Origin of the sequence: Methyloprofundus sedimenti, assembly GCF_002072955.1 — a bacterium.
Taxonomy (GTDB): domain Bacteria; phylum Pseudomonadota; class Gammaproteobacteria; order Methylococcales; family Methylomonadaceae; genus Methyloprofundus; species Methyloprofundus sedimenti.
The window spans coordinates 333,360-346,393 of the sequence record NZ_LPUF01000002.1 but is presented as its reverse complement, the minus strand read 5'-3'; the positions used below and the strand labels follow the sequence as shown (position 1 = coordinate 346,393).

Here is a 13,034-nt window from a genome sequence, read left to right as displayed (position 1 = left end):
TATGGCAGTGATAAGAAAATATGGTATGAGTATATTATTGGCTCTGAGTGTTTGGTCTGTTTGGGGCTTTTATACCTATCCTGATAGCTGGTCAGTTATCTACAATCATTGGCAAGTCTCTGTGACTATGATCTTTGGCTCTATCATTGCTGGCGCAACTAGTGAGGGCGGTGGAGCCATTGCCTTTCCGGTGTTTACTAAAGTGCTACATATTCCGGCTAGCGATGCAAAAGTATTTTCTTTGGCGATTCAAAGTGTCGGTATGGTCGCAGCTTCTATTGCTATCTTGATGATGCGGGTTAAGGTGTTATGGTCTGTGATTGGCTGGGTTAGTTTAGGCGGAGTATTTGGCATGCTAATCGGAGCCCTCTTATTAGCTCCTGTATTAGCGCCCGAAGTAATCAGGATGCTATTTACCGTGATGGCGGTTAGTTTGGCGCTTACGCTGACTTTTCTAAACTCGGGGTTTCGTCTGAGTAATAATGCAATGCCTGAGATAAACACCAAAGAAGCCGGTATTCTATTAATGGCAGGAGTGGTGGGTGGCGTAATCTCTGGCTTGGTAGGCAGTGGTATTGATATGATTTGCTTCTCGGTTCTGGTGTTGTTGTTTCGTGTCTGTGAAAGTGTTGCCACACCCACTTCAGTGGTTTTAATGGCAATTAATTCGCTACTAGGTGTTTTATTGCACCTTATTGTTCTGGATGGAATTAATGCACAAGTGCATGCCTATTGGTTGGCGGCAGTTCCTGTGGTTGTGGTCGGCGCACCATTGGGCGCGTTTTGTTGTAGCCGTATGCATCATCTGCAAATTCGCTATTTGTTAATTTTTTTGATTAGCATTGAACTATTTAGTTCTATATGGATACTTTCTTTTGATATGACCTTGGTTATTTTTAGTGTAACTCTGTTGATGGTTTTCTCCAGTTTAATGTTTTGGATGAGTAAGAGCGCTGTTTATGTGCGTAAAACTGAGTAAGAATGCCGTTAAATGAAATCTTTATTGGAATGGCTATTATTAATCGCAGGTTTTATTTATTGGGCTGTCGCAGGGTTGTCGATTACTTTAATAGCTAATATATTGACGCTATTATTACCACCGCGATATGCACTGGTGTGCGGACGATTTATTTTACAAAAGGTATTTCAGCTATTTATCGCGTATTTGAAAATAACCGGTTTGCTCATTTTAGAGGACAGCGATTTAAAAACGTTAGCCGGACAACAGGGGGCTGCTATTATTGCGCCAAACCATTTGGCTTTGTGGGATGCAGTCTTTATTATTGCTCAAATACCTGAGGTCGTATGTATTATGAAAGGTGCTATTTTGAGAAACCCTTTTCTGGGCGGAGGGGCCAGATTGGCAGGCTATATTCCTAATGACTCGATCAGCAAGATGCTGAAATTAGCCGCATTACGCTTACAAACACGGGAAAAATTACTGATGTTTCCCGAAGGAACTCGAACTAAATCTGCAGTACAATGGTTGAATCCTTTAAAAGGGGGAGTTGCTTTGCTGGCAAAGCGCACGAAGGTTCCCGTTGTGCCGGTGTTTATACGTAGCAATACCCGCTTTTTTGAAAAAGGCTGGCCTCTATATCGTAAACCCGTATTTCCATTAAAAATTTCCATCACTGTTGGTGAACCGGTGATTTTCGGTAAACATGAAACTGCACAAACATTTAGCCAGCGCCTCGAGCAAATATATATAGCTGAACTTGCTAGCCCTCATCCTCTCCGTAGACAAGCCGTAGATTCAAATGGACGATAAACAAATACTTTCAAATAGCCATGTGCTTATGATTCCAAGTTATAACACCGGCGCGTTGTTAAAAGTGACTGTAACAGAAGCATTACAACAATGGTTGCCTGTCTGGGTGATTATTGATGGTAGTGATGATGGTAGCGAAGCTTTATTGGAGCCATTGCAAGCGCAGTATTGTGATACTTTTGTGGTGATTAAATTAGCAAAAAATCACGGTAAGGGGGCGGCGATATTAGCAGGCATTACTCAAGCACAAGAGCAAGGCTATTCGCATGTATTAACTATGGATGCCGATCACCAGCATTCTGCGGATTATATTAAGCAATTTATGCAGTTGTCTATCGAAAATCCTGATGCGATGATTTTAGGTGAGCCAGTGTTCGATGATTCGGCCCCAATGATACGCGTTAAAGGGCGACGTATTTCTAATTGGTGGGCAAATTTAGAAACTTTAGGTTGGGGCATTCATGATTCACTGTTTGGTATGCGTGTTTATCCTATTCAGGATTTAATTTCTGTGATGCATTCTACAGCTTGGGCTCGACGATTTGATTTTGATCCTGAAATAGCAGTACGCATGGCCTGGCGCGCTGTACCTATAGTAAATATTCCTACCCCAGTATGCTATATTGCAAAAGAAGATGGCGGTGTTAGTCAGTTTAGATATGGACGCGATAATGTCTTGTTAATCGGTATGCATATCCGTTTATTTACTGGATTTTTGCTGCGCCTGCCTAAGTTGTTTTTGAAGAAGTAGCCAGGGCAGACTTTAGTCCGCTTGTTTGGTGCTTGTTTACATCAGCGGACTAAAGTCCGCCCTACGGTGAGGTATTTGCCGAAACAAATTAAGTCAATAACAGTGACCCGAAGAGTAAATAAGTTAAAATACTCATATTTGGTTTTGGTTTAAGTAAGGAAAAGCATGTCTCAAGAATTGATTGCGGAATTAAAAACACTATTTATTGAAGGTTTACATTTAGAGGATGTTAGTGCAGAGGACATTGCTGCCGATGAGCCCTTGTTTGGTGAGGGTCTAGGTTTGGATTCGATTGATGCCTTGGAAATAGCAGTGTTGTTAGATCGGCAATACGGCGTTAAAATCACCTCCGAAGATGATCGCAATCAAGACATTTTTGCCTCATTAAATTCATTAGCTGAATTTGTCACGGAAAATAGAAGCAAATAATTTTTCCATGCAAACCATTCTACGTAGCATCATTAGCGGTATCATTTTTTTACTTTACCCCTATCTTGTATACAGGGGCGTAAAGGAAGGTGTGGTCTGGTTTGCGCCTGCAGCAATAGCCAGTCTATATTTCTACCAGGCAGTAAAAGCACGCTCAAAGCGCGTGCGAATTCAAAAAACAGGTATTGTCATCATTCTATTTTTCGGTGCTATTTTTTATCAGGATGTAATGGCAAAGCTTGTTCCCATTGTCATTCAGCTCAGTTTAATGTTGTTTTTTGGTAAAACATTACTCAGGGGTAAAGGTCCCTCTCTGGTTGAACGCTTTGCATCACTTGAGTTTCCAGTTATGCCTTCCGCTCTCAGTCGTTATTGTCGTCATTTAACCATTATGTGGACCAGTTTTTTTGCTTTTAATGTCGTGACTTGTATCTTATTAGCCTTTTTTGCGCCGGTAGAGTGGTGGGCAATTTTTACCGGAGTGCTCATTTTTATGTTAACGGCGCTATTAATGGTCGCAGAATATATCTGGCGCTTTTTCTTGTTTCGCAGAATTGATCTACCCGAAGATCAGATTCCAGGAATTAAAGAGTCAGCCAAAGCTATGCTGGTTAATGGTCGAAAAATCTGGCTGGATGTACAGGCGAGTTAAATGCGAATTTTGAAAATATATTTATTCTTGTTTTTGAGTAGTCTTAGCTTAAACTGCCTGGCTCAGGATACTATTGAAAGTGTTATGGCGCGGATGAAACCAGAACTTGCTGTGCAAATAGCCTATCAAGAAACGCGCTACATGGGCTTATTTGATGAGGATTGGCAAGGCAGTGGCTTTTTATACGCGGCAAGTCCCAATACCCTACTTAAGCAGCAATTAAAACCAGAGATTGAGATGATGGCTGCCGAGGGACGTTTGTTGACATACTATAAACCTGTTACTCAGACCTTTCATCAACTACAGTTAGATGAAAGCAACCCGATGATGGCTAGCCTGGTTGCATTTAAAGCGATGCTAACGGGTAATCTGGTTTCTTTACGCCAGCAGTATTTGCTGAAATTTATCACCTCGAAGTCATCCTGGAAGTTAGAAATGACGGCAAAAGAATACGCTGAAGATGAAGCGCCACTGAAAATTATTATGCAAGGTTTGAATGAACAGGCGGCGAATAATATGGAAGTTATTTTGCCTGATGGTGATCGCAGTCAGTATGATTTAAGCCAGCCGCAACAGGGATTAGAGATCCAGCATAATTTGCTGAATTTATTACAGACACTCAAAAATCATTAAGCGTGCGTCCTGCTTTAGTTTCCTTATCTTTTTTCCTGTGTATACCACTGCTGGTTTGCCTGGCTGTTTTTACCACCCAATTTAAGACCGACATTTCCGCTTTTGTTATTGCGGGTGATAATGCCGAAGAAATTTTATTGGCCAGTGAAATACAGTCCGGTGCATTATCCCGGCGCTATATTCTCTCGGTTGATGCAGGAGAAGGGCAGCAAGTTTCTGCCGTCTTTATTGAGCTCTGGCTAAAATATTTAAAGTCTATTTCCGGCGTAGTTGATGTCTGGACAACTGATGAAAAAAGAGGCGCTTTAGAGGCTTTGTCCAGCGTATATGCTAAACATGGAGCGCAGTTATATAGCCGAAATCCCGGGCAGGATTTAGCAGAAATATTCACCGAGACAGCTTTGTTAGCACGAGCTGCGGGTTTAAAACAAGCATTACTCTCTCCGCAGGGACAGTTAATTAAAAAAATAGCAGTACAAGACCCTTTGCTTTTATCTTTAAATGGATTTAAAACCTTCGCAACACAGTTACAAAACCAGACATTCAGACATTCACAGTACGCTAATTTTATATTGGAAACACAAATGTCGGGCATGGATGTACCAGAACAGCGAGAAATTCAGCAACAGATTAAGGATTCTTTTGCCACTGAAGCAACGGGCTATCATTATCAGCTAGATATGACCGGTGTCCCGTTATTTGCTGTAGCAACTCAGACCATGATTGAGGATGATGTCAGATTTATAAGCATTTTCTCTTCACTTGCTCTCATGCTGTTATTTCTGTTTATTTTTCGTTCATTTCGAGTTTTGTTCTGGGTGTTTTCTTTACTGATAACGGTAATGTCTGTTGCTGTGTTAGTGACTAACTTTATCTTTGGTTCAGTGCATGGTATGACTATTGCCATCGGCTCTACCTTAATAGGCGTTTGCATTGACTATCCTATTCACGCCTTGGTTCATGCGCAGGGATTACAGCAGGCGCAGCGAATTAAGGTGATAAAGAAGATTTTTCCCAGCTTGTTAATGGGCGCGCTAACTACGTTAATTGGGTATGTTGCGTTAGGGTTGTCAGGTTATCCGGGCTTTCAACAAGTTGCTGTATACACCGGAACCGGAATTATTGTCTCTCTGTTTTTAACCCGCTATTTATTTCCGCGACTGATGACCGGGGAAGCAAAAAATATTAAACCCTCACGATTTATTGTTTTTTGGCCCATGTTTTGTCAGCGTTACCGACTGGGCCTGTTAGCTGGAGTGGTGCTATTGTCAGTCATCGGAGCTTTGCAATTAGACCGTTTACAATGGATGCAGGATTTACAACAATTAACGCCAGAACTGGATTATTTAAAGCTAACCGATAAAAAAATTCGGGAACGTATCATCAGCGTGGAGCCCGGACGTTTTGTGCTAGTCAGTGGTGAAACAGTTGAACAGACATTGCAAAACGCCGAACAGGTTTATCAGCGACTGGATGTCATAAAAAAAGCGGGAGATTTAGACGATTATTTTGGGCTTTACCCCTGGCTTTTATCCGCGCAACAGCAGCTAGTAAACCAAAAGTTATTATTAAACTCTTTAAATGAAGAACAGCGCAAATCCTGGCGGAGTGCCTTGCAAGCTCATGGCCTGTCAATACGCCGTTTAGGCGAACTGGATTACACGCAGAACGAGACCTTGACGTTGGAACAGGTTTTACAATCACCTATTGCTAAATTAATCAGTAATCAAATTGTTGTTGCTGATCACAGGACTTTGTTAATTATCTGGCTTAGCGAACATAAGCCGGAAGCCATACAACGCGCCCTGGCAGATTTACAGCATGTACAGTATTTTAGTCAACGCGATATGCTGAATCATATGGCGATAGATTATCAGCATCGTGCTGAAATCACTTTACTATCAGGATTGGTTTTAATTACATTATTGTTATGGTTACGCTATAAAAGCCTGGTGCTTACCATGCAAACGCTATCGCCAGCATTTTTAGCGGCCTTAATGATTTTAGCTCTTTGGGCATGGACCGGGGAAGCTATTAGCTTTTTACACTTAGTGGGGTTCTTATTAGCCGTCGCAATCTGTGTTGATTATGGTATTTTCTATCAGGAAAACCGCAGTGGTCATTTGACCATGACTTATCAGGCGATGGCCGCATCCATGCTGACCAGTGCGTTGGTCTTTGGCTGTTTGATTCTTGCCCAGACATCAATGTTACAGACTTTGGCTAAAGTGGTAAGCTGTGGTGTGATATTGGGCTTTTTATTGTGCCCTATATTGATCAAACCTGATAGAGTGTAGTTGCTTAAATCACAGTGATCATCTAGCAAAAAAACATTCAGGCTTGATTAATCAAGTATTAAAACTGTGCTATCCAATTCAAGCACATTGCTTATCTTTTCCCCCTAGGAATTAGATGCAATAGATTTTTCATTTGCTTTTCTGTAAGAAATGCAAGAAAGAATAATTGAATCAAGTTCTCTGCTTCTATAAGATCCAGGCCTATCTTTTTAGGAACAACTTCTTTCCGAGTTCCAAATAACTGATCCCAAATAGACAACACAATGCCATAGTTACTATCATGCTCACTACGTAGAGTAGAATGATGGGTGCGATGTAGTGATGACGTAATAATAAACCGGGAAATAATGCTTTCTTGCGCAAATGATAAATTAGAGTGATGAAAGAAGATAAATGACATTTCAAGCAACTCAATTGCAAGAACTAAATAAGCATTGACACCTATCACTATGACAAAAATGCATTTTAAAATAATTTCCAGAAACAGATCGAATATATGGAAACGAAAGCCAGTTGTTACATTAAAGGCTTTATCGCTGTGATGAATTTTATGAATACGCCATAAAAATTCATATTTATGGCTTGCAAAATGCCAAAGATAAATAGTCAGGTCATATAAGAGAAAAGTAAGCAACCATTTTACGGGGCCATTTTGCATGGTATTTAAAATACCGACATTAGCAAACTGTTGGGCAATAAAAAACAAGGATAAAGCCCTTAGTGCCGTTAAAATGAGATTATTAAAGAGAAAAGCGCTAGTGTTGGTTGCAATAGAATTTTTAGCCACTTTATGCTCAAAACGGCGGTAAGGCTTAAATCCTTCCATAAATAACAAAATAACAAAACTAATCAAGGCGATAATCAAAAAAATCTCATTAAAGAATAGTCCTTCGCTATTTTGTATATTCGGGTTAGTTGCTTGCAATATAGATTCAGAAGTTTTCATGGCTGGCATTTATAAGTGCTGAAAAATAAGGCAGTTGATTGATATGCCGTGATGAACTGAAATAAATTAAGAGTCATAAGTCCTGGCTTATTAACTCAGCTATTTTACTGCTGATTCAGGCGGATATTAAGCGCATCAATTTCCTGCTCAGCTTTAAGCTGGTCGCTGACATCGTATTGTATGCCAAGAAAATAAATTACCTGCCCCTTACGATCAAACAACGGTGTTATCTTCAGCCGGTTATAAAATAATTCGCCATTTTTCTTATAATTACGCAAGGTAACCACCTGCTCTTTTTTTTCTTTAAGGGCTTCTGTTAGTTGATTTATTGCCTCCTGATGTCGGTCGTCGCCTTGCAAAAACCGACAATTGCGACCAATCACTTCATCCTGGCTATACCCGGTCATGTGTTCAAATGCTTTATTTGCATAAACGATGGGCATATCTTCCTCATCAGGGTCCGCCAGGGTAACGCCATTAACGCATTCATCCAAAATAACAGAGAGAATTTGCGGAATAAGCCCGGGATCTTTTTCAGCAATAAAAGTCATACTTGTGCTCCAATGAGTAGAAACTAAATACGTTATTATTTAAATCAAATTATTGAGCTATTATTGAAAATTAGCATATATATCTTACTTGCTTTCAGTTGCTACCTCAGTTTCGAGTAACATTTTAATATTTTCCACAGTATTATGAGCGCCTTCTTCAATAGCGGCACTTATCAATTTAATAAAAGGCCGCATATATACTTCAATTTGCATGATTTCTACAGAAAAAGTTAATAATGTGGCCTCATCATGATGGACAGACTGAAAATGATAGCTGTTTTTAAAAGGTGCAGAAAGCCCACTTAAAACCAGTAACTCATTGTTTTGTAGTGCTTCGACTTCAAAGGTTGTTTCCGCTTTCTGGCCTTGCTCAATTCGAGTTTGCCTTGCTAGTGCCCCTACTTGCATGGGGTTGCTGTTGATGGCTTTAAATTCGATAACTTCTAAAGCCCATTTCGGGTAATTTTCAAAAAAATCAAGAGCAACATAACCGAAAACACGGCTAATAGGTTGCGCAATTTTGATACCGGCATCGCCTGTCACCGATTTTCTCAATTCAAACCGATACATATAACCAATGCTCCAGAATAATCATTACATAAATCAAATGCTTATTAATAATTTATTTCAGTTGAATAGTAAAAAATCTTAACTCAGCAAAGAAAATAAAGGAAGGAATTTATTATATTTTGACAGAAAAATTATTGAGATAATGCAGCCAGATTCATTGTATAGTCAGAGCATTATTGAGCCCGATTTCATTCAGTAGAAGTAAGCTAGTGAAGAAAAATTTTATCAAGCTATTAGTTATGAAATGCATTTGTTTATCTGCAACATATGTGATTCAAACGACTGTATTTATTAATAATACTGGACCTGAAGTAGCTTGATTACTGGAAGTGCACTTCAGAGTTGAAACCACCCATTATTAAATTAATCCAGCAGTTAATAATAAATCCTTCAATATCATGCACTAAGACTAGCTAAACCGCTGTCGCTGTCGATTTATGCTTGTCATAGTAAAAACCAAAGAAAATAATGGGCAAAGCAATTAGAATCGTAAAACCAAAAACGCCTTCAAATTGTGTTGTTATACCGGCTGTTAAAAACAGGAAAAGACCGATAAGATAAAAGCGCACGCCAGCTATTGTACCCAGCAAAAACATGGTTTGAGCAACTATCACATGGCTTGCAAGTGATGCTGATACAGCATTTAAGGCGTCTGCATGCCAGAGAAACATGACCAGTAAGATGGAGATCAATGCACTTAGCCAGTATAAAAAACTGGTGCGCATAAAGTCTTCTATAATCCGCCCTGTTTTCAACTCCCTGGCTTTTTCTTTAACCAGCGTGATTAGGAAAAAAACAGGCACCATAAATATCCAGTAAAAAATAGCGCCCCGGCCAGAAACATCTCCTAGTAAATCCCCGATAAAACAAAGCACTATAAGTGTCATAAAGAATATTTCATTAATGTGTGGATAGTGGGTTAATGTTTCTGTTCTTGAATCAAATTCATTTTTTAACATTTTTATCATTACTGAATACTCGCTATGTGATTTAAATTGAATAACTAAATATCATTTAATACTGCTAACTCTTGCGGATAAGGATTCATATAATAGGATTGGTCAATAAACGGATCCGGCTGTTTACGAAAATGATGGCGTAGTAAGGTAATAGGTACAATCAGTGGCAATTGCCCCAAGCGATAACGTTCAATTGTTTCTATCAATTCAGCTTTATCATCAGTTTCCAGTGTTTTTTTCAGATAACCCTGAATATGTTGCAGGGTGTTGACATGATTACCTCGAGTAGCAGTAATTTTCAGGCAGCGCATCAACCAAAGTATATAATTTTGCGTAACATCTCCAATATTTTGTTTATTGGCACTGGCTACCAGCTGCCCTAAACTTTTGGCCATATTTTGCTCATGACTCATGGCAATCAACTTATGCTGTGAGTGAAAGACCTGTAGCCGGTTTGGAGTTACTGTTTCCAGGCTGAACTGTTTCCAGCGATAATAAACATACACACGTTGAATAAAATTTTCACGTAACTTGGCATCGCCTAAGCGTCCTTCCTCTTCTATCGGCAATAAGGGATAGTGATCTTTAAGGTATTGCGCAAATATACCTGTGCCACTACGATCCGGATATTCATTTCGGTAGACTTTAACCCTCTCCATACCACAACTAGGAGAGTCTTTTTTTAATATATAACCATACAAATCTTTCAACCAGTGATCCTGCATATGATTGCACGATTGCAATTGTTCGGTGACGTCCAGCTTATGATCTTTGATACCTACACAACGGATACCTTGCTCCGTGTGTCTTAGTTGAATAGGGGGGCGGGGAACACCCATACCGCTTTCCAGTTCAGGGCAAAAAGGCTTGAATTCGAAATACTGACATAAGGTTTTCCGAATATAGTCATTACTCTTATGCCCGCCATCATAACGGACTTCATTACCTAACAGGCAACTGCTAATACCTACTTTTATTTTATGTTGATCATCAATCATAAGAACCTTTTGAAATGTAATGTTAATAAATTATTTTGTATGCTCATAAAAGAATATGGACTTAAGAACACTTGAAAGTTTGATGCGCTAACACGATAATAGGATGTTAGTCTGCATCGAGCCTGCAGTATTATGGCAAATCTTTTTTGTCAATAAGCCAATACGTCACGCCTAAAGCCAATACAACCAGCGATGTTGCTGCGATATATTCAGGCTCAAGCTGTTTAAAGTCAAAAACAATAACTTTTCGGGATATAGCCATTAAAGCAGTTGCTACCACCAGTTTTACCGGTATCACATCACTGCGTATATAAAGTGTAATATTGATAAATATTTCAATTGCAATCAGCACGGCAAGAAAGGCACCAAAGGTTGCTAAAAGGTCATTAATAGACAGGAACAAAAAGGGAGGTGAAATCACTTTTTCATAAATCACATGCATGACATCCAGAACTCCGATAATAATCACCCCGACCATCAGCAGAGCCATAAATTTTACTGCGACTCGAATTGTGCGGTGCAACATACTGATAAAAGGATCATCATGTTTTATCGGCAATTCTTCATGTGAGACCTCTTTGACCTGATCGATCAACTTACCTTTCAGCATTTTGATTAAGGGTGAAATAATGGCTTTATGGGCTAAAAAGCCGGCTGGATTAAAATCCTCTTCGGAAAATTCATCTATGCCTTCAAGGTTTTTAAAATCCATCTGATCGAGTTTTTGAAAGCCCATGTTCCAATAAGGAAATTCTCTCTCACTGATAGTTTTTTTTTCAATCAGGGTGACGTCTTTGTGTCGAGGATCTTTTTTTATCTTTTCAAATAACGCTATAAGCTGTTCTTCTTCTCCCTCTAACGCCTGAAAAAAAGTGCGCTTGGAGTAAAGTAGAATGCCGGTTATATCGTTAGCGCTATTATTTTTCCGGCAAGACTTTAAAATTTGCAGCAAATCTTCGGTTTTTAAATCTTTAACTGCAGTACTGGTATAGACAATACGTATCATTTTAACTTCCTCATAATGGGTGTTTTAATCCCAGGCATTTATTTTTATAATTATTAAAGTTTCTTCAGTCTAATCGCTTTGCACCTGTTTTTTTGAAAATAATTTTTATAAATCAGTGGTTTGAGGTGTTTCAAATATTCATCGCAATATAAGCCTGATCAGATGTCATCCAGTTAAGAATTCTTCCTGTTTCCACTAAAGATGACACTCACACAGGTACCTTCATTGAGTTTGCTATGTACTTTCAGAGACCAGCCAAAACGATCACACAAACGCTTGACTATTGCCAGACCTAATCCATGTCCCTTGTTATCGCAGCTGACCCGATAAAATGAATCAAAAACTTTTTGCAGCTTATCCGCGGGAATGCCGACCCCACTATCACAGATATTGAGCTGAAGCGTGTCAATGCTAATCAGAATCTGTCCTTTTTCAGTGTAACTAAAGGCATTCTTCAAGATATTGGTCAGTAAAATACTCAGTACTTTTTCCGGTGCTTTGATAACGAGCAATTGATTTTCCTCAATAATGATCTGTATCTGTGGCTTATTGATAGTGCGTTGCAGTTGTTCAATTAATGTTTTCAGCAGATCATTAACGATAATATTTTCTTCCGGTAAGGGAGAAGATTCCTCGCGTGCTAAAAGTAATAAAGTCTCAATCAGGCTTTCCATGTCACGCACTGTCCGCGCTATTAAAACCACTGCCTTATTTTCATTCGGCAGAAAATCTGTACGTTTTTCTAATAAGGCCAGAGAACTTTTGATCACCGCCAATGGAGTGCGCAACTCATGGCTGGCATCGCGGGTAAAATTGCGCTCACGTTCAATAAAAGCATCTATTTTTTGGGTAAAATGAATCAGCGCATCAATCAGAGTAAGCACTTCACTGTCGGCAGATTCAGGCAGACTAGTCAGGTCAAGTTTATCAAGACTTTGTTCCCGAAAATTAAACTGTTCCACCTGACGAGCTAACTTGATGATTGGAGAGATCGCCTGATGCGTTTGTCGGTAGGCGAGCCAGGCAAATAAATAAATCAGTATCAACACCAGGCTTAAAGGCACAATGCCAAAATAAAAAGCCAGATTGGCTACTTGTTCTTCATCAAAAACCAGAAACAGGCGAGCAGCGTTTAAATCTTCCACATAAACGATAGGCTGGCGACCTGCAAAATCGACACGTGTATAACCCGGTTGTAGATGGCGCAATGCCTCAGGCACTTCGGAAAAATCAGCACCGACAGCCAGATACCCAGTCATATTCAACGTATTCGGTCTGGGATAATCCGTGTCATGTTGATATAGCTTCCAGAAATAAGCGGCTTCACCTTCCAGGGCCGATTGTAACAACACATCCTCGACGACTTTTGCCGCAGCAAATACGCCAAACAGCGTGGCAGCGCTGATCAGAATAATTTGCAATAAAAATACCTTGATCAGTTTGTACTGCAACCCATTCTTACTCATTGTGA

At 39.7% G+C, this 13,034-nt stretch carries 14 protein-coding genes; 7 read left to right on the top strand and 7 right to left on the bottom strand.

Annotation, left to right across the window (positions count from 1 at the left end):
* Window positions 1–25: 25 nt before the first annotated feature.
* From AU255_RS14550 to AU255_RS14520, 7 genes are all read left to right on the top strand, one after another.
* Window positions 26–979 (top strand): sulfite exporter TauE/SafE family protein, encoded by a 954-nt coding sequence (locus tag AU255_RS14550; protein ID WP_198942646.1) that lies wholly within the window; start codon window positions 26–28, stop codon window positions 977–979.
* A 12-nt stretch (window positions 980–991) separates the two neighbouring features.
* Window positions 992–1,771 carry a lysophospholipid acyltransferase family protein gene (locus AU255_RS14545; protein WP_080523654.1) on the top strand — a complete coding sequence of 260 codons (780 nt, stop codon included), beginning with the start codon at window positions 992–994 and terminating at the stop codon, window positions 1,769–1,771.
* Window positions 1,761–2,522: a glycosyltransferase family 2 protein gene (locus AU255_RS14540; protein WP_080523653.1), complete on the top strand. Its 762-nt coding sequence runs from the start codon at window positions 1,761–1,763 to the stop codon at window positions 2,520–2,522. The genes AU255_RS14545 and AU255_RS14540 overlap by 11 nt, the downstream gene beginning before the upstream one ends.
* A gap of 165 nt (window positions 2,523–2,687) precedes the next feature.
* Window positions 2,688–2,951, top strand: coding sequence for a phosphopantetheine-binding protein (locus AU255_RS14535; protein ID WP_080523652.1), 264 nt, complete (start codon window positions 2,688–2,690; stop codon window positions 2,949–2,951).
* Window positions 2,926–3,603 (top strand): COG4648 family protein, encoded by a 678-nt coding sequence (locus tag AU255_RS14530; protein WP_158083141.1) that lies wholly within the window; start codon window positions 2,926–2,928, stop codon window positions 3,601–3,603. Before AU255_RS14535 ends, AU255_RS14530 begins: the two co-directional genes overlap by 26 nt.
* Window positions 3,604–4,236 carry a LolA family protein gene (locus AU255_RS14525; protein ID WP_080523650.1) on the top strand — a complete coding sequence of 211 codons (633 nt, stop codon included), beginning with the start codon at window positions 3,604–3,606 and terminating at the stop codon, window positions 4,234–4,236. It begins immediately after the preceding gene.
* Window positions 4,237–4,238: 2 nt separating this feature from the next.
* Window positions 4,239–6,533 (top strand): MMPL family transporter, encoded by a 2,295-nt coding sequence (locus AU255_RS14520; protein WP_080523649.1) that lies wholly within the window; start codon window positions 4,239–4,241, stop codon window positions 6,531–6,533.
* A 91-nt stretch (window positions 6,534–6,624) separates the two neighbouring features.
* On the opposite strand, the gene AU255_RS14515 is transcribed toward AU255_RS14520, so the two are convergent.
* The 7 genes from AU255_RS14515 to AU255_RS14485 form a co-directional block, all read right to left on the bottom strand.
* A complete protein-coding gene (locus AU255_RS14515; RefSeq protein WP_233144690.1) occupies window positions 6,625–7,488 on the bottom strand; it encodes a sterol desaturase family protein in 864 nt (287 codons plus the stop codon).
* A gap of 95 nt (window positions 7,489–7,583) precedes the next feature.
* The gene (locus AU255_RS14510; RefSeq protein ID WP_080523648.1) at window positions 7,584–8,030 is read right to left on the bottom strand and encodes a PAS domain-containing protein; all 447 of its coding nucleotides are present in this window, start codon (window positions 8,028–8,030) and stop codon (window positions 7,584–7,586) included.
* Window positions 8,031–8,114: 84 nt separating this feature from the next.
* On the bottom strand, window positions 8,115–8,600 hold the full coding sequence (locus tag AU255_RS14505; RefSeq protein ID WP_080523647.1) for an SRPBCC family protein: 486 nt from the start codon (window positions 8,598–8,600) through the stop codon (window positions 8,115–8,117).
* 413 nt (window positions 8,601–9,013) lie between these two features.
* Window positions 9,014–9,559, bottom strand: coding sequence for a hypothetical protein (locus tag AU255_RS14500; protein ID WP_143735977.1), 546 nt, complete (start codon window positions 9,557–9,559; stop codon window positions 9,014–9,016).
* Between the two features lie 44 nt (window positions 9,560–9,603).
* Entirely contained in the window at window positions 9,604–10,557 is a 954-nt protein-coding gene (locus AU255_RS14495; protein ID WP_080523645.1) for a YbgA family protein, read from the bottom strand.
* A gap of 130 nt (window positions 10,558–10,687) precedes the next feature.
* On the bottom strand, window positions 10,688–11,563 hold the full coding sequence (locus tag AU255_RS14490; protein WP_080523644.1) for a phosphate-starvation-inducible PsiE family protein: 876 nt from the start codon (window positions 11,561–11,563) through the stop codon (window positions 10,688–10,690).
* A gap of 173 nt (window positions 11,564–11,736) precedes the next feature.
* Window positions 11,737–13,029, bottom strand: coding sequence for a sensor histidine kinase (locus tag AU255_RS14485; RefSeq protein WP_080523643.1), 1,293 nt, complete (start codon window positions 13,027–13,029; stop codon window positions 11,737–11,739).
* Window positions 13,030–13,034 lie beyond the last annotated feature (5 nt).